16 protein-coding genes and 1 pseudogene are annotated in these 15,378 nt (G+C 68.5%); 9 read left to right on the top strand and 8 right to left on the bottom strand.

Annotation, left to right across the window (positions count from 1 at the left end; all coding sequences use genetic code 11):
* Window positions 1-81: 81 nt before the first annotated feature.
* Window positions 82-420: a hypothetical protein gene (locus B7D75_RS14185; RefSeq protein ID WP_034079005.1), complete on the bottom strand. Its 339-nt coding sequence runs from the start codon at window positions 418-420 to the stop codon at window positions 82-84.
* A 9-nt stretch (window positions 421-429) separates the two neighbouring features.
* Window positions 430-1,020: an NAD(P)-dependent oxidoreductase gene (locus B7D75_RS14180; RefSeq protein ID WP_034079006.1), complete on the bottom strand. Its 591-nt coding sequence runs from the start codon at window positions 1,018-1,020 to the stop codon at window positions 430-432.
* A 223-nt stretch (window positions 1,021-1,243) separates the two neighbouring features.
* Between B7D75_RS14180 and B7D75_RS14175 the strand changes: the two are divergent.
* Window positions 1,244-3,195, top strand: a pseudogene (locus tag B7D75_RS14175) (PAS domain S-box protein).
* Window positions 3,196-3,198: 3 nt separating this feature from the next.
* Here B7D75_RS14175 and B7D75_RS14170 read toward each other — a convergent pair.
* A complete protein-coding gene (locus B7D75_RS14170; RefSeq protein ID WP_012075883.1) occupies window positions 3,199-3,807 on the bottom strand; it encodes a Yip1 family protein in 609 nt (202 codons plus the stop codon).
* Window positions 3,808-3,969: 162 nt separating this feature from the next.
* Between B7D75_RS14170 and B7D75_RS14165 the strand changes: the two genes are divergently transcribed.
* Window positions 3,970-4,200, top strand: a complete 231-nt coding sequence (locus tag B7D75_RS14165; RefSeq protein WP_012075882.1) for a hypothetical protein — start codon at window positions 3,970-3,972, stop codon at window positions 4,198-4,200.
* Here B7D75_RS14165 and B7D75_RS14160 read toward each other — a convergent pair.
* Window positions 4,184-5,140: a methyltransferase gene (locus tag B7D75_RS14160; RefSeq protein ID WP_107114140.1), complete on the bottom strand. Its 957-nt coding sequence runs from the start codon at window positions 5,138-5,140 to the stop codon at window positions 4,184-4,186. The genes B7D75_RS14165 and B7D75_RS14160 overlap by 17 nt on opposite strands.
* Window positions 5,124-6,503: an iron-containing redox enzyme family protein gene (locus B7D75_RS14155; RefSeq protein WP_053817244.1), complete on the bottom strand. Its 1,380-nt coding sequence runs from the start codon at window positions 6,501-6,503 to the stop codon at window positions 5,124-5,126. The genes B7D75_RS14160 and B7D75_RS14155 overlap by 17 nt, the downstream gene beginning before the upstream one ends.
* Window positions 6,504-6,687: 184 nt before the next feature.
* On the opposite strand from B7D75_RS14155, the gene B7D75_RS14145 reads away from it, so the two are divergent.
* The 4 genes from B7D75_RS14145 to B7D75_RS14130 all read left to right on the top strand — a co-directional run bounded on the left by B7D75_RS14145 (window position 6,688) and on the right by B7D75_RS14130 (window position 11,427).
* Window positions 6,688-7,824, top strand: coding sequence for a carboxylate-amine ligase (locus B7D75_RS14145; RefSeq protein WP_034079016.1), 1,137 nt, complete (start codon window positions 6,688-6,690; stop codon window positions 7,822-7,824).
* 235 nt (window positions 7,825-8,059) lie between these two features.
* A complete protein-coding gene (locus B7D75_RS14140; RefSeq protein ID WP_012075877.1) occupies window positions 8,060-9,502 on the top strand; it encodes a cytochrome ubiquinol oxidase subunit I in 1,443 nt (480 codons plus the stop codon).
* Between the two features lie 2 nt (window positions 9,503-9,504).
* Window positions 9,505-10,509, top strand: coding sequence for a cytochrome d ubiquinol oxidase subunit II (gene cydB / locus B7D75_RS14135; protein WP_034079019.1), 1,005 nt, complete (start codon window positions 9,505-9,507; stop codon window positions 10,507-10,509).
* Window positions 10,510-10,527: 18 nt separating this feature from the next.
* Window positions 10,528-11,427 (top strand): alpha/beta hydrolase family esterase, encoded by a 900-nt coding sequence (locus tag B7D75_RS14130; RefSeq protein ID WP_052151038.1) that lies wholly within the window; start codon window positions 10,528-10,530, stop codon window positions 11,425-11,427.
* A 12-nt stretch (window positions 11,428-11,439) separates the two neighbouring features.
* On the opposite strand, the gene B7D75_RS14125 is transcribed toward B7D75_RS14130, so the two are convergent.
* Together B7D75_RS14125 and B7D75_RS14120 are read right to left on the bottom strand one after the other, a co-directional pair.
* A complete protein-coding gene (locus B7D75_RS14125) occupies window positions 11,440-11,724 on the bottom strand; it encodes a DUF2061 domain-containing protein (RefSeq protein WP_107114139.1) in 285 nt (94 codons plus the stop codon).
* Window positions 11,721-12,230 (bottom strand): ferritin-like domain-containing protein, encoded by a 510-nt coding sequence (locus tag B7D75_RS14120; protein ID WP_012075874.1) that lies wholly within the window; start codon window positions 12,228-12,230, stop codon window positions 11,721-11,723. The genes B7D75_RS14125 and B7D75_RS14120 overlap by 4 nt, the downstream gene beginning before the upstream one ends.
* Before the next feature lie 253 nt (window positions 12,231-12,483).
* Between B7D75_RS14120 and B7D75_RS14115 the strand changes: the two genes are divergently transcribed.
* The 3 genes from B7D75_RS14115 (at window position 12,484) to B7D75_RS14110 (ending at window position 14,154) form a co-directional block, all read left to right on the top strand.
* Window positions 12,484-13,368, top strand: a complete 885-nt coding sequence (locus B7D75_RS14115) for a manganese catalase family protein (RefSeq protein WP_058175332.1) — start codon at window positions 12,484-12,486, stop codon at window positions 13,366-13,368.
* Window positions 13,369-13,451: 83 nt separating this feature from the next.
* A complete protein-coding gene (locus B7D75_RS29580) occupies window positions 13,452-13,622 on the top strand; it encodes a hypothetical protein (protein WP_043104447.1) in 171 nt (56 codons plus the stop codon).
* A 106-nt stretch (window positions 13,623-13,728) separates the two neighbouring features.
* Window positions 13,729-14,154 carry a low affinity iron permease family protein gene (locus B7D75_RS14110; RefSeq protein ID WP_034079025.1) on the top strand — a complete coding sequence of 142 codons (426 nt, stop codon included), beginning with the start codon at window positions 13,729-13,731 and terminating at the stop codon, window positions 14,152-14,154.
* 17 nt (window positions 14,155-14,171) lie between these two features.
* Here B7D75_RS14110 and B7D75_RS14105 read toward each other — a convergent pair whose 3' ends face one another.
* The gene (locus tag B7D75_RS14105; protein WP_058134869.1) at window positions 14,172-15,338 is read right to left on the bottom strand and encodes a zinc-dependent alcohol dehydrogenase; all 1,167 of its coding nucleotides are present in this window, start codon (window positions 15,336-15,338) and stop codon (window positions 14,172-14,174) included.
* Window positions 15,339-15,378: the final 40 nt, after the last annotated feature.

Below are 15,378 nucleotides of genomic sequence, written 5' to 3'. Positions count from 1 at the left end.
GGCCGCAGGGTCTTATGCGGCTTCGGAAAAACGCCTGGGAAAATGGTTATATGCAAGTTTTCGATGTTCGACCGCTGCGCTTCAGCGGTTCGACGGCGAAGAAGCCGATCTTTTCCGCCGGGTTTCCCGCATCGCCCGCCGCAACCCTTTCGCCACCCCATAGCCCAGCACGCACCCGCCGACGGTCGCGCCGACCTGCAGGGCCAGGCCGAGGGCGTTGTCCAGGTTCGGCGCGTTCGCCAGCACCCCGGCTTCCGGCCAGAAGCCCAGCCACACGGCGATGAAGGCCAGGACCAGGTCGTACCAGGCGGCCCGGACGCCCGCCGGCCGGTAGCCACGGACGAACAGGATGAAGGCGCTGAAGGCCAGTGCCAGGAGCAGCGTAGCGCAAGCCTGGCTGAGCGCATCGGGTCCGGACATGCGAGCCTCCTAGGGCATCAGGCGCATGCACTGGCGGCTGTGCAGGCGCAGGTGGATTTCGTCGAGCAGGGCCTCGGCGCAGGAAAGGACACGCAAGGCGTCCACCCGCGACTCATCACCGGCGCGGCTGAAATCATCGATCCGCAGGCCGCTGGGCAGCGCCGGGGTTTCCACCAGCGTCCACTCCAGGCCACTGACCGTCAGGCTGCGCTCCAGGCCCGCGCCCAGCTGTTCCTCGGCGGTATCGCGCGGTTCGACCAGCCAGCGCCAGTGGCCGAGCAGGAACAGGCGTGGCACCTCGGCGCGCAGGGCGCCGTCGATCAGCGCCGCGCAGATCGGTGGCAAGGTTTCGGCGCTGTAGTCGGACAACGGTGCGAACAGAACGTCGAGACCGGCCGCCGCCTGGCTGACGGCAATCGAGGATTCCAGGCTGGCGGGTTTGCAGCGCAGGCCGGGGCGGGCCTGCAGGCTGTTGAGGTCGGATTGCAGGGCGCTGACTTCGGCCTGCCGCTGCAGGGCCGCTGCGATCAGCGCCTGGCTCAGGCTGTCGTGGGGATGGAAGATCCCCAGCTTCAAGGTGTCGCTTTCCAGATTGTGCATGGGAACTCCCGGAGTCGAAGCGGTGGAAAGGAGATGTCCCTTACTGCATATCGAAAGCCATCCGCCGGCCAAGGTTCCCGCGAAGGGAATTCGCCGGCCGCGCCGGGGTCTTCCGCAAGGCGGGCGAATTCCCTGCACGCGTCGACGGCCGGAAGTCGCTCTTCGTACTACCTTGCTTGGTATGCCTTGCAGCCCGCGCCGAGCTGCCGACGAGTGAACATCCATGAAAAGCACAGGAAAACCGCAGGTTCCCCTGAACAACGCAGCACGCAACCGCCTGCTCGACGAAGCGGTCGATGACTACGCGATCCACACCCTCGACCGGACCGGCCGGATCGCCAGCTGGAGCGCCGGGGCGATGCGGCTGTTCGGCCACGAGGGAAGCGAGATCCTCGGCCAGGATTACGCCTGCCTGCATACCCGCAAGGACCGTGAGGCGGGCCTGCCGCAGCGGGCATTGCGCCAGGCCGACAGCGACGGGCGCTTCCGCAGCGAAGGCTGGCGGGTGCGCCGTAGCGGCAAGCGCTTCTGGGCGCAGGTGGTGATCGACGCCATCCGCGACAGCGAGGGGCAGTTGCTCGGCTTCGCCCAACTGGTCCACGACCTCAGCGAAGGACGCGCGGCCCGGGAAGCCCTGCGGCACAGCCAGGAGCAGTTCCGCCTGCTGGTGCAGAGCGTCACCGACTACGCCATCTACATGCTCGACCATCGCGGCCGGATCACCAACTGGAACCTCGGCGCGCAGCGGATCAAGGGCTACCTGCCGGAGGAGGTCATCGGCCGGCACTTCTCCTGTTTCTATACCCCCGAGGACCGCGAAGCCGGCGAGCCGGAGCGCGGCCTGGCCGCCGCCGAGCGCGAGGGCCGCTTCGAGAAGGAAGGCTGGCGGGTGCGCAAGGACGGCAGTCGCTTCTGGGCCAACGTGGTGATCGATCCGATCCGCGACGGCAACGGCCGGCTGATCGGTTTCGCCAAGGTGACCCGCGACATCACCCACCGGATCGAGGCCGAGCGCGAGCTGGAGCGCGCCCGCCAGGAGCTGTTCCAGGCGCAGAAGATGGAATCCCTGGGGCATCTCACCGGCGGCGTGGCGCACGACTTCAACAACCTGCTGACGGTGATCATCGGCAGCCTCGGCCTGTTGAAGAAGCGCCTGCCCGGCGACCAGCGCACCGCCGACCTGCTGCAGAACGCCCTGGAAGCCGCCCAGCGCGGTGCCACCCTGACCCAGCGGATGCTCTCCTTCGCCCGCAAGCAGCGCCTCGATCCACGTCCCTGTGCGATACCCGACCTGTTGCGCGGGATGACCGATCTGCTGATCCATTCCCTGGGGCCGAGCGTGTCGATCGAGACACGCTTCCCCTCGATCTCGACCTCGCCCTGACCGACGCCAACCAGCTCGAGCTGTCGATCATCAACCTGGCGACCAACGCCCGCGACGCCATGCCCAACGGCGGGCGCATCACCTTCTCCGCGAGCAACCAGCGGGTGGAGACCGGCAATCCGCATCGGCTCGCGCCTGGCGACTATGTCTGCCTGGGCATCAGCGATACCGGCAGCGGCATGGACGAGGAAACCCTGCGCCGGGCGGTGGAGCCCTTCTACACCACCAAGGGGGTGGGGCGCGGTACCGGGCTCGGCCTGTCGATCGTCGACGGCCTCGCCGAGCAGTTGGGCGGCCGTCTCACCTTGCAGAGCCAACCGGGCGTGGGCACCACCGCGATCATCTGGATACCGGCCATCCACCGCAACGCGGAGAGCGTCCGCCACGTCTGCAGCGAACCGCCAGCGGCTCCCGGCGAAAGCGAGCGGGTACGACTGTCCTGCCGGGTGCTGGTGGTGGACGACGATCCGCTGGTGCTGAACAACACCGCGGCGATGCTCGAGGATCTCGGCTGCTCGGTGCTCAAGGCCGATTCCGGCAGCCTCGCCCTGGAGATCCTCGCGGCGACGCCGGAGCTGGATATCCTTCTCACCGACCAGGCGATGCCTCGGATGAACGGCAGCCAACTGGTGGAGCGGGTCCTGGCCCAGGGCCGGCCGCTGAAGATGGCCCTGGCCACCGGCTTCGCCGAGAAGATCGAGGGCGCCGCCGCGCAACTGCCCAAGCTGGCCAAGCCGTTCGGCCAGGAAGAGCTGTACCTGTTCCTGACCGACACGCTGAAGGTCGCCTGAGCCTCAGCGCAGGTACTCGCCGCTGCCCGACAGCGCCTGCCCCCAGAACTCGATGAAGAGGAAGGCGGTGGTCAGCAGGGTCAGGAAGCCGACGCCAAGGATGCAGAAGGCATAGAACGGCGTCTGTCCCTGCTGCATGCGCATGAACAACGGCAGCCCGGTGAACAATAGGCGCACCGAGTAGGCGCAGGCCGCGGCGGCGGCCAGGAGCAGGAGAATCCGCCAGGGCACCAGGGCGACGATGCCGGCGAGCATCAGCGGCACGGCGACCGCCGTGGTGAAGGTCAGGCTGCCCGGCAGGCTGGGGCGCGACGGCGTGCGGAACAGCACCCAGCGCACCATCAGGCTCATGATCACCACCCCGGCAACGAAGCCCAGGTAGCACATGATCGCCAGCAGCAGGGCGCTGCCGCTGGAAAGGTGCTGCACGCTGTCGTTGCCCGGCAGCGACCAGCCGACCTGGGTGGTGCCGATGAACAGGCAGGCGGCGGGCAGCAAAGGCAAGAGCAGCAACGGGGCGAGGAAGGCGAAGTGATGGTGGTCGTAGTCCTGGCGGATTTCCGGCCAGGCGCTGGCGGGACTGATCAGTAGCCGAGCCATTTCACGGGTCATGGCGGACACCTCCTTTCTGTGGCGTTCAGGAGTCTGGACCGGCTCGCCGCGCACGGGTTCAGGCCGCGTGCCGGGCGGTCCGCGACCACCCATCCAGGCGCCTGAACCGGAAGGCGCCGGCGGGCGCCGAAAGGCAAACGGTTCTGACTTGCGGAGGCGCCCATGACCACTTACGAGATCCAGCACATGCGCGGCTGGCGACGTTTCGCCCGCACCGTGCGCGCCGCCAGCCGCGCCGAGGCGGAACGCCTGTGCCAGCCCTGGGAGTGGGTGGATGACGAGGTCCTCGCGGTGATCCCGGCCGAGGCCGAGGTGGTCGAGCGCTGGCAACGCCTGAACGAGGACCTGGTGGAAAGCCTGGAAGACCTGGAGCGCCTCAGGCGCGACGGCTGATCCGCAGGCCGACCACGGCGATCCGCTCCGCCTCCCGGTAGGCGGGACTCTCCAGCTCCTCGGCGAACACATCCGGATCCAGCTCCTGGTATTCCCAGTCCCAGCCCCGGGCGCGCTGCGCCAGGCGCTCCCGGACCCGGGCGAGGAACGGGTCGGCGCCATCGACCATCGCCACGCCGGTGTACAGCAGCAGGCTGCCGCCCGGTTCCAGGCGCTCGAGGGCGGCGTCGACGATCGCCAGCGAGAGCCCGGCGCCCAGTGAGCCGCCGCCATGCCGGTAGGCGCGCTCCGAGGCATCCAGGAGGTATGGCGGGTTGGCGACGATCAGGTCGAAGCGACCGGGCGCCTGGCATAGCAGGTCGCTGCGCGCCAGCGTCAGATTGTCGACCCCGGCCAGCGCCGCGTTGACTCGTGCCAGGTCGAGCGCCGCCGGATTTATATCCAGCCCGTGCACCTCGGCGTCCGGGCAGGCCAGGGCGATGCGGATCGCTCCGGGACCGGCGCCGCAACCGATGTCCGCCGCACGGCGGATGCCCGTCGGATCGAGCGCGGCCAGGTGGCTGCGGATCAGCCGGTCGAAACGGTAGGTGTCGGGACCGAAGAACACCGCGTCGGCGGCCAGGGTCGGGAAGGCCGAGTGGACCAGCAGTTCGTCGCCGAGGCTCGAATAGCGCACCCGGCTGCGCCAGCCTTCGGCCTCGCGGTGGATCAGGTCGTGCCCGGCGAGGAGCGCCAGCCAGTCCGCCGGCAGGCATTGCGCGGCGAACGCCCGGCTCCAGCCGAAGATTCCGGGCAGGTCCCGGGCCATGCGGTTTTCCGGCCGGGCGTTGACGCGCTCATGGGTAGCCGGGGTGACGGTGACGAAACGGTAATCCTGGCTGCGCAACCAATTGCCGAGGCTGACCAGGGCGTCCAGGCGCGGGTCATTCAGGCTGGGCATGGGCGGCCCTCCAGCGTTGGCTGAACAGCCGCGTGGCGAGCAGGCCGGCGGGGCGGTGGTGGAGGTGCGGGGCCATCAGTTGCAGCAGGCGGGCGACGCCCTGCTCGGGCGTCAGGCGCAGGAGTTCGCGGCGCAGCGCGACCTGCTCGGCCTCCACCTCGCCACCGACCGGCAGCGCGGGTTCCGCCAGCGCTGCCGGGACGGTGTCGGCGGCGCGCGGCGGTGCCTGCCAGTCGCCGGCGATCCAGTCGTGCAGCAACTGCCGCTCGTAGACGCTGAAGACCCCGAACATCGCCGCCCGATCGCCGTCCACCAGCGCCCAGAAGCGACTGCCACGCGGATCGGCGTTGCGCCTGATCCAGCCTTCCTCCTGCAGACAGGCGAGGAACGCCGGAATCCTTCCGGGCACCGCAAGCCACTGGTTCACCGTGCGCCCGCCGATCCGGCAGCGATCCGAATGCATGCCCGCCGCATAGACGCGCTTGCGTTCGAGCATGGCTTGCAGTTCCTCCTCCAGATCGAAACCGTCGATTATCTGCGTGCTACTCAGGCCGACGTCGTTGAGTCGATAGCCGTTGCGCACCCGCTCGAGGAAGGCTTCGCGCCCACCGAGCTGCGGCAGGTTGTCGAACAGCGCGCGCAGGGCCTTGCGCGCATGCCCGCTGGCGGCATTGTCGATGGTGACGTGGAGCTGGAAGTAATAGGGGTCCAAACCCAGTTCGCGCAGTTCGTGGGTGGTGATCAGCAGGTGCAGCGGCGGTTGCTCGTAGCCCAGGTTGTAGCCGATCACCTCCGGCAGGTAGTCCGCCGCCAGGTGACCGAGGGCGAGTTGCTGGGTGCCCTGCAGGTAGTGCAGGTCGCTGAGACCCTCGGCCTCCTCGCTGCCGATGCTGGCCAGCAGGCGCCGGTAGAGCAGCACATGGTTGCGCGCCGGAACCCCGTCACCGAGCTCCTCGAGGAAGGTCTGCAACAGCGGACGCAGGCGTTCGTCGGCGTGATGCGGCAACAGCCCGTAGAGCCAGGCGCCATCGACCAGCTTGGTCGGCGCCACGCTGCGGATGAAATGCATCGCCTGCGACGGCACGCGGAAATAGCGCCGGCCTTCGCCGCGTCGACGCGCCTTGAGGTACTCGACATGGGCCTCGGCGGTGCGCCGGGCGCCGGCTTCGAGCCAGGCGGGCCAGGCCTCGGGGTGTTCCGGCAGGTCGTCGTCGCGGGTGGCGGCCAGGCCCAGCTGCTGGTCGAGGAACACGCCGGCGGCGTCGAGATGGTCCTGCGGCGCCTCGAGCAGGGCATGGTACAGCTCGCGGACCCGGGGCGACGGGTTTGCAGTGGTGGCAGGGAGGGGCGAGGACAGGCTCATGTCGCGTTCCTTGTCATGGGTTTGCGGGGGCGGCCGGATCGACCGCACATACCGTTGCGAGTGAGCGCGGGAATAAAAGGTTTCACTGGCGGGACAGGTGGCGCGCCGTGGCGCCGTGCGACGGCAAAAGCGAACCCTGGCGGCGCCCCGGGGTCTGCCGCTGACAGCCCCCGGAGCCGCGCCGATGATTGATTCCCGGGCCGACCACGGCCTTCGCTTCGGCATTGAGGAGGAATTCTTCCTGCTCGACGCCACCGACCTGGATATCGCCCGCACGGCTCCCTCCGGATTCCTCGAGGCCTGTCGCGCCGCCCTCGGCGAGCATTTCGCCGAAGAAATGTTCGAATGCCAGGTCGAGGTCGCCAGCCCGGTGTTCGCCGACCTGGCGCAAGCCGCGCGCTTCCATGGCCGGGCCCGCCAGCGCCTGGCGCAGCTGGCCGCCGGCTTCGGCCTGCGTGCGCTGTGCGTCGGCACGCATCCCTTCGCCGACTGGCGGCGGGCGCGGAGCAACCCGGCGGCGCACTTCGCCCGCCTGTTCGAGGACCAGGGGCGGGTGGCCCGGCGCAGCCTGGTCTGCGGCCTGCACGTGCACGTCGAGATTCCCGCGAGCCACGACCGCATGGTCGTGCTCCAGCAGGTCCTGCCCTGGCTGCCGCTGCTGCTGGCGTTGAGCGCGTCGTCGCCGTTCCGCGGCGGCCGCCACAGCGGTCTGGCGAGCTACCGCCGGGCGCTGTGCGGCGAGTGGCCGAGGATGAACATCCCTCCCGCCTTGCCCGACGAGGACGCCTACCGCCGGCACCTGGCGCTGCTGCGCGAGAGCGGCTGCATCCGCGAGGATGGCCAGGTGTGGTGGATGGTCCGGCCATCCTCCCACGTTCCCACCCTGGAGTTGCGCATCTGCGACGCCTGCCCGCGGCTGGCCGACGCGCTCTGCCTGGCCGGGCTGTTCAGGGCGCTGGTGGGGCAAGCGCTGCTGGCCGGCGATGCGCCTGCCGGACCGGTCGCCCGCGACGCCTGCCTGGAAGAAAACTACTGGCAGGCGATGCGCCACGGTTGCGCCGGACGCTATCTCGTCGACGGCCGCTGCGTGAACGCCAGGGACTGGCTGGAGAGGGCCTGGCGGCAATGCCACCCGCAGGCCCGCCAGGGCAACGAGTGGGCCTATGGCCACGCCCAGCGATTGCTCGAGGAAAACTCCGCCGATCGCCAGTTGCAGCGCTACCAGGCGTTGCGCGCCGAGGGCCGTGAGCGGCAGGCGGCGCTGCGGCGGCTCGTGGAGGAACTGCTGGAGGAAAACCTCCAGGCGCTGCCCGCGATCTAGTCCAGCGTCCTCGAGGGCGGACAGGACGCGAACCATCAGGGGGCGAGGTGCTTTTCGGTTTCGCGCGGGCGCGCCGCCGCCCACCTCGCGAAGCGGGGCCGCGCCGCTTCGGGCCGGAGGACACCGACGAGGAGTTTTCCTGAACGTTCCGGGCCATGCGCATTCATAGCGTCAGGACCCCGAGAACCCCGGCGCAGCGGCACCGCCGCCAGCCCCAGCCACAGGAGACCGCCGCATGCCCGCACTGGAAGCCCTGGACCTGGCGCGCTTGCAATTCGCCTTCACCATATCCTTCCACATCCTGTTTCCGGCCATCACCATCGGCCTGGCCAGCTACCTGGCGGTGCTGGAAGGGCTCTGGCTGAAAACGAACGAAGAGGTCTACCGCGACCTCTATCACTTCTGGTCGAAGATCTTCGCGGTCAACTTCGGCATGGGCGTGGTGTCCGGCCTGGTCATGGCCTACCAGTTCGGCACCAACTGGAGCCATTTCTCCGATTTCGCCGGATCCATCACCGGGCCGCTGCTGACCTACGAGGTGCTCACCGCGTTCTTCCTCGAGGCCGGCTTCCTTGGTGTCATGCTGTTCGGCTGGAACCGCGTCGGGCCGGGGTTGCATTTCTTCGCCACGGTTATGGTGGCGATCGGCACGCTGGTCTCGACCTTCTGGATCCTTGCCTCCAACAGCTGGATGCAGACCCCGCAGGGCTTCGAGATCGTCGACGGGCGGGTGATCCCGGTGGACTGGCTGGCGGTGATCTTCAACCCGTCGTTCCCCTATCGCCTGCTGCACATGTCGGTCGCCGCGTTCCTCGCCACCGCCTTCTTCGTCGGCGCCTCGGCGGCCTGGCACCTGCTGCGCGGGCGCGACAACCCGGCGATCCGCAAGATGCTTTCAATGGCCATGTGGATGGCGCTGATCGTCGCCCCGGTGCAGGCGGTGATCGGCGACGCCCATGGTCTCAACACCCTGGAGCACCAGCCGGCGAAGATCGCCGCCATCGAGGGCCACTGGGACAACGCCGGCGGCGGGCCGACCCCGCTGATCCTGTTCGGCTGGCCGGACATGCAGCGCGAGGAGACCCGCTTCAAGGTGGAGATCCCGCTGCTCGGCAGCCTGATCCTCCGCCACAGCCTGAGCGAGCCGGTCCCGGCGCTGAAGGAGTTCACGCCGCAGGACCGCCCCAACTCGACGGTGATCTTCTGGACCTTCCGCCTGATGGTCGGGCTCGGCCTGCTGATGATCGCCACCGGTCTCTACAGCCTGTGGCTCCGCTGGCGCGGAGGAGAGCGACTGTACCGCTCGCCGGCGTTCCTGCGCCTGGTGCTGCTGATGGGCCCGTCCGGCCTGCTCGCCATCCTCGCCGGCTGGGTCACCACCGAGATGGGCCGCCAGCCCTGGGTCGTCTATGGGCTGATGCGCACCCGCGACGCCGTCTCGGCGCACAGCGCCGAACAGCTGGGCCTGAGCCTGGCGCTGTTCGTGCTGGTCTACTTCGCTGTCTTCGGCGTCGGCTTCGTCTACCTGCTGCGCCTGATTCGCAAGGGACCGCGCACGGCGGAAGGGCGGCAGACGGAGGAGGGCGGCGGCGCCGGGCGCAGACAGACGCCGGCCCGCCCGCTGTCGGCGGCCGGCGAGGAACTGGAAGACAACCAGGACGCCACCGGGAGGAACTGAGCATGGGCATCGACTTACCCCTGATCTGGGTGATCATCATTCTGTTCAGCGTCATGATGTACGTGGTGATGGATGGCTTCGACCTGGGCATCGGCATGCTCTACCCGTTCTTTCGTGACGCGCGCGACCGCGACGTGATGATGAACAGCGTGGCGCCGGTCTGGGACGGCAACGAGACCTGGCTGGTGCTGGGCGGGGCCGGCCTGTTCGGAGCCTTTCCGCTGGCCTACTCGGTGGTCCTGCCGGCGCTCTACCTGCCGCTGGTGTTCATGCTGATCGGCCTGGTGTTCCGTGGCGTGGCCTTCGAGTTCCGCTTCAAGGCCAGGCCGGCCAGGCGGCATGTCTGGGACAAGGCGTTCATCGGCGGCTCGTTGCTGGCGACCTTCTGCCAGGGCGTGGTCCTGGGAGCCTTCATCGATGGCATCCCGGTGGAGAATCGCCGCTTCGCCGGCGGCTCGCTGGACTGGATCGCACCCTTTCCGCTGTTCTGCGGCGTGGGGCTGGTGGTGGCTTACAGCCTGCTCGGCTGCACCTGGCTGATCATGAAGACCGAAGGCCGCCTGCAGGAGCGCATGCACGACCTGGCGCGACCGCTGGCGCTTGCGCTGCTGGCGGTGATCGGCATCGTCAGTCTGTGGACACCCTTGAGCCATCCGCAGATCGCCGCGCGCTGGTTCAGCCTGCCGAACCTGCTCTGGCTGCTACCGGTGCCGCTCCTCGTGCTGCTGACGTTCCGCCAGTTGTTGCGGGCGGTGGCGGCGGACGCCCAGGCCCGGCCCTTCATCCTCACCCTGGTGCTGATCTTCCTCGGCTACAGCGGCCTGGGCATCAGCCTGTGGCCGAACATCGTGCCGCCGGCGCTGGACTTCCGCGCCGCCGCCTCGCCGCCACAGAGCCAGGGTTTCATGCTGGTCGGCGCGCTGTTCATCATTCCCTTCATCCTCGGCTACACCGCCTGGAGCTACTACGTGTTTCGCGGCAAGAGCGCCGATGCCGGCTACCACTGACCACGGAGGGATATCTGCATGGCGCAATCCGCGGCTCTTCATCCATCCACCACCCGCCTGCTCGCGGCCTGCCTGGTGGTGGTTCTGTTCACCGTGGAGGCGGCGCTCCCACCGCTGCACGAATTGAAGGTAGGCAGCGCCACCCGCCGCTACCTGCTGTCCCAGCAGCACAAGCCGGCGCGACCGTTGCCGCTGGTGCTCGCCCTTCACGGCGCCAACGGCGACGCGCGAGAGTTCGCCGCGAGCACCGCGCTGGACAGCGAGGGCCGCCGCCTGGGTTTCCTGCTGGCATTCCCCGAAGGCAGCGGCGAGAAGGGCGCGTTGAGCTGGAACGCCGGCGATTGCTGCAAGACCGCCAGCCGCCGCGACGTCGACGACATCGCTTTTCTCCGCGCCCTGGTGGCAGACCTGGTGGCGCGGGGCTGGGCGGATCCGCAGCGAGTGTTCGTGGTGGGCTTCTCCAATGGCGGCATGCTCGCCTATCGACTGGCCGCCGAGGCGCCCGCTCTGTTGCGCGCCATGGCCGCGGTTTCCGCGACGCTCGACATCGACCCGAACGAGCTGAGCCTGGGCGTGCCGCTGCTGCATATCCATGGCAGCGCCGATACGCTGGTGCCTTATCGCGGCGGGGTGGGTCCACGCTCGAGCAACCCGGCGCCCTATCCCAGCGTTTCCAGCAGCATCGCCTCGATGGCCGGGCGGCTCGATGCCCGCCTGGCGGACGATGGCCGCGCCGGTCGTACCGCCGACGGCAAGCCGGTGAGCCGCGAGCGCTATGCCTCGGCGGCCGACGGTGAGGCGGTGGTGCTCTTGCGCATCGCTCGCGGCGGACACGACTGGCCGCGCAGCGACAACCGCGGCAGGGGCCTGGACGCCACCCGTGAAGTGCTGCGCTTCTTCCAAGAGCATGGCGGCTGAAGAAGCGCCGTCTCAGTCGCGGCGTTCCGACGCCACCAGGTTGCCGTGGCCGTGCCCGCTTTCCCGCCGCGGCCGGGCGCCGAAGCGCTGCCAGATGCGTTCGTGGAAATAGAACGCCAGGGTGTTGCAACTGGGTTCGATCAGCGCGATCAGGCCACCGGTCAGTACCGAGCCGGTCAGCGTATAGGCCACGCCGAAAGCGATGCTGAAGTGCAGTACGGCAAAGGTCAGGGTCTTGAACAGGGGCGCCTGCGGATCCGCTCGTCCGCAGCACGCCCCGATCCCCCGTGGGTTCACCGCTTGGCCTCGGTGTCCGGCTGGCAGTCACGGGCGAGGAAGGCCCGGGTGAGTTCCGGCAGGTGCTCGCGCAGCCAGTCGGCCATGGCTTCTTCCTGGGGCAGGATGCGCTCCAGCGCGGCGAGGGTCTCGCTGTCGCCGACTTCGCGGGCGGCGGCGATCAGCACGGTGTAGGCGGCGATCTCCATGTTCTCGAAGACGTAGCCGCTCATCGCGCCCTTGACCACTTCGTCGCTGACCGTCATGCCGGCCACCGCCTGGCCGAAGGCCATCAGCTTGGCGCCCATGTCCTTGAGGGTCGACGGACTGCTGTCGAGGCGCTCCAGGCACTCTTCGAGCAGACGCTGCTGGCCACGGGTCTCTTCGATGTGTTGCTCGATCCGCGTCTTCAATTGCGGATAGTGCTCCAGGCGCGCCGCCTGGCCCTTCAGCATCTGCTCGGCCTGTTGCTCCATGGCGTGGGCGTCGCGCAGCCAGTCCAGCAGGTTTTCCTGTTTGCTCGTCATCGCGGTTCTCCTCGGTGTGTATGTGTCTGCTCAGAGGGGCCTGTGGGCACAGCGTTCAGTTTCTTTGCCGACCGGTCGCAGACAGCGCAGCGGCGCCGTTGCGCCAGGCGAAGCGCGATCGGAAAAAGTTCTGAACCATCGCCTGTCGCGGGGTTTCCGACCTTCCGTGCGCAGGATGAAAGCGCCGCTTCGAATAGCCGTTGTTCGAATGTCCGTCGGAGGGAACGTCAACGAACCCACAGAGGAACGAACCATGTTCGTACATGACAAGCGACTGCAGTACACCGTCAGGGTCGCCGCACCCGACCCCGGCCTGGCCAACCTGCTGCTGGAGCAGTTCGGCGGGGCGCAGGGCGAACTGGCCGCAGCCATGCGCTACTTCACCCAGGGACTGGGCGAGTGCGATCCCGGACGCAAGGACCTGCTGATGGACATCGCCACCGAGGAACTCAGCCACCTGGAAATCATCGGCTCCATCGTCGGCATGCTCAACAAGGGCGCCAAGGGTCGTCTGGCCGAGGCCGTGGAGGAGGAGGCCGAGCTCTACCGCTCGCTCACCGGAGGCGGCAACGACTCGCACATCACCTCGCTGCTGTATGGCGGCGGGCCGGCCCTGGTGAATTCCGGCGGAGTGCCATGGAGCGCAGCGTACGTCGACAGCATCGGCGAACCGACCGCGGACCTGCGGTCCAACATCGCCGCCGAGGCGCGCGCGAAGATCGTCTACGAACGGCTGATCAACCTCACCGACGATCCCGGCATCAAGGACGCGCTGACCTTCCTGATGACCCGCGAACTGGCGCACCAGCGCTCGTTCGAAAAGGCCCTCCACGCGATCCAGCCGAATTTCCCGCAAGGCAAGTTGCAAGGGATGCCGGAGTTCGCCCAGCGCTATCTGAACATGTCGCGCGGCGAGGGCGACATGCGCGGCTCATGGAACGAAGGGGACGGATGGGAATACGTGGACTCGCCGCAGCCGGCCCTGGACGGCGGCGACGGCACGGCCAGCGTGACGCTGTCCGATGCCGAGGGGGAAGTCCTGCAGCGAATGGCCGACCGCACCCGGTCCGATCCCATGCTCGATCCGCTGACCGGCGCCGATCTGGGCGCCGGCGCGTCTGCGGACACCACCCGCTGAGCCCGGATGCCCGTCGCCGGCGGGCTTGCCCCGGCCTCCACGCCCGGCACTGCAGCGTGGAGGCCTGGCAGAGGATATTCATGATGACCACCAAGCGTGAAACCCGCGAGCCAGAAAACCCACCACTGAGCCCCGACTCGCCTGCGGTGGGTCCCGAGCGACACAAGCACGACCAGGCGAGCGAGGCGCAACCGGAGTTCGCCCCGGACGATCCCGACGTCGCAGGCCACGGCGAGGCCCGCCGCCCGGCCTGAAGTTCCCGGCGCCCGGAGAGGGCGCCGGTCATTTCGTCCGGTCGATGGAAAGCCCGGCGAGGCAGGCGGTCATGAATAGGGAGAATGCAGCAGGGAGTCCGCCACCATGAGTTTTTCCCGTTTCGCCCAACGCCTGTCCAACTGGGCCGGCCGCCCGCCGACCTTCGTCGTCGCCCTCGGTTTGATCCTGCTGTGGGCGCTCAGCGGGCCGTTCTTCGACTTCAACGATACCTGGCAGCTGGTGATCAATACCTCGACCACCATTGTCACCTTCCTCATGGTCTTCCTCATCCAGAACACCCAGAACCGCGATACCGACGCGCTGCACATCAAGATCGACGAACTGCTGCACAGCACCCAGCGCGCCCATGATGCGCTGCTGGGCCTGGATGAACTGGATGCGGACACCCTGCGCAAGCTGCGCGAGCGCTACCAGCGCATGGGCGAGCAGGATGACGAGACCCCGGAAAGCGTCGCCGCCGAGGAAGAGCGCCAGTGCGGTTGCGCCAGCCCGGAGCGGCGCGACGCCTGAAACGCCGCCGCGACGGCTCAGGGGCGCAGGATGACCTTGCGGCAGTCCTCGCGCTTCTCGTCGAACAGCGCGTAGCCCAGCGGCGCGTCGTCCAGGCGCAGGCGATGGCTGATGATCGCCTCGGGATGCAGTTCGCCATTGCCGATGTGCTCGAGCAGGGCCGGCAACAACGCCTGCACATGGGTCTGCCCCATCTTGAAGGTCAGGCCCTTGTCGAAGGCGTCGCCGAACAGGAAGCCGTGGATGAAGCCGGCATAGACGCCCGGCACGCTCACCGTCCCGCCGCGCCGCACCGCCGCGATGCACTGGCGCAGGGCCTTGCCGCTGCCGGCCTCGAGCCTGAGCGCGGCAAGCATGCTTTCGGTGACGCTGCCCTTGGCTTCGAAACCCACCGCGTCGATCGCCGCGTCCACCCCACGGTGGCCTTCGGTGCGCTCGATGATCGCCGCTGCCGGGTCGTCCTCGCTGCCGAAATCGATGGGGATCGCGCCATAGGTGCGGGCGGCGAAGTCCAGCCGGTAGCGGTGGTGATCGACGATGAAGATCCGTTCGGCGCCCAGCAGGCGCGCGCAGGCGGCGGACATCAGGCCGACCGGTCCGGCGCCGTAGATCGCCACGCTGCTGCCCTGGCGGATGCCGGCGTTGCGTACCGCCTGGTAGCCGGTGGGCAGGATGTCGCTGAGGAACAGTACGCGTTCGTCATCCAGGGCGTCGGGAATCACCAGGGGCCCGCTGTTGGCCTTGGGCACCCGGACGTATTCGGCCTGTCCGCCCGGCACGCCACCATACAGGTGGCTGTAGCCGTAGAGTGCCGCGCCCGGTGGAATCTGCTTCTTGTTGAGGATCGCGCCACGCCCGGGGTTGCTGGTCTCGCAGGCGGCATGCAGGTTCAGGCGGCAGAAGAAGCACTCGCCGCAGGCGATCACGAAGGGCACCACCACACGGTCGCCGGGGCGCACGGCGGTGACGGCCGGGCCGACTTCCTCGACGATGCCCATGAACTCGTGGCCGAGGATATCGCCCTGTTCGACCAGGGGGATCTTGCCGCGATACAAATGCAGGTCCGAGCCGCAGATGGCGGTGGCGGTCACTCGCAGCAGCAGGTCGTCGGGCTCCTGCAGACGGGGCTCGGCGACCCGTTCGATGCGGACGTCGTGGCTGCCGTGGAAGGTGAGGGCGCGCATGGCGGTGCTCCTGGCTGTGGCTGATGCAGATGGGGCGCAC

This window comes from Pseudomonas paraeruginosa (genome assembly GCF_003025345.2).
Lineage (GTDB): Bacteria > Pseudomonadota > Gammaproteobacteria > Pseudomonadales > Pseudomonadaceae > Pseudomonas > Pseudomonas paraeruginosa.
The sequence above is the reverse complement of the archived record's forward strand: the minus strand, read 5'-3'. Positions and strand labels throughout refer to the sequence as shown.

Bases quoted from the DNA above. Each gene is read 5' to 3' on its own strand.
- B7D75_RS14185 (WP_034079005.1), bottom strand. From the start codon at position 420: ATGTCCGGACCCGATGCGCTCAGCCAGGCTTGCGCTACGCTGCTCCTG.
- B7D75_RS14180 (WP_034079006.1), bottom strand. From the start codon at position 1,020: ATGCACAATCTGGAAAGCGACACCTTGAAGCTGGGGATCTTCCATCCC.
- B7D75_RS14170 (WP_012075883.1), bottom strand. From the start codon at position 3,807: ATGACCCGTGAAATGGCTCGGCTACTGATCAGTCCCGCCAGCGCCTGG.
- B7D75_RS14165 (WP_012075882.1), top strand. From the start codon at position 3,970: ATGACCACTTACGAGATCCAGCACATGCGCGGCTGGCGACGTTTCGCC.
- B7D75_RS14160 (WP_107114140.1), bottom strand. From the start codon at position 5,140: ATGCCCAGCCTGAATGACCCGCGCCTGGACGCCCTGGTCAGCCTCGGC.
- B7D75_RS14155 (WP_053817244.1), bottom strand. From the start codon at position 6,503: ATGAGCCTGTCCTCGCCCCTCCCTGCCACCACTGCAAACCCGTCGCCC.
- B7D75_RS14145 (WP_034079016.1), top strand. From the start codon at position 6,688: ATGATTGATTCCCGGGCCGACCACGGCCTTCGCTTCGGCATTGAGGAG.
- B7D75_RS14140 (WP_012075877.1), top strand. From the start codon at position 8,060: ATGCCCGCACTGGAAGCCCTGGACCTGGCGCGCTTGCAATTCGCCTTC.
- cydB (WP_034079019.1), top strand. From the start codon at position 9,505: ATGGGCATCGACTTACCCCTGATCTGGGTGATCATCATTCTGTTCAGC.
- B7D75_RS14130 (WP_052151038.1), top strand. From the start codon at position 10,528: ATGGCGCAATCCGCGGCTCTTCATCCATCCACCACCCGCCTGCTCGCG.
- B7D75_RS14120 (WP_012075874.1), bottom strand. From the start codon at position 12,230: ATGACGAGCAAACAGGAAAACCTGCTGGACTGGCTGCGCGACGCCCAC.
- B7D75_RS14115 (WP_058175332.1), top strand. From the start codon at position 12,484: ATGTTCGTACATGACAAGCGACTGCAGTACACCGTCAGGGTCGCCGCA.
- B7D75_RS29580 (WP_043104447.1), top strand. From the start codon at position 13,452: ATGACCACCAAGCGTGAAACCCGCGAGCCAGAAAACCCACCACTGAGC.
- B7D75_RS14110 (WP_034079025.1), top strand. From the start codon at position 13,729: ATGAGTTTTTCCCGTTTCGCCCAACGCCTGTCCAACTGGGCCGGCCGC.
- B7D75_RS14105 (WP_058134869.1), bottom strand. From the start codon at position 15,338: ATGCGCGCCCTCACCTTCCACGGCAGCCACGACGTCCGCATCGAACGG.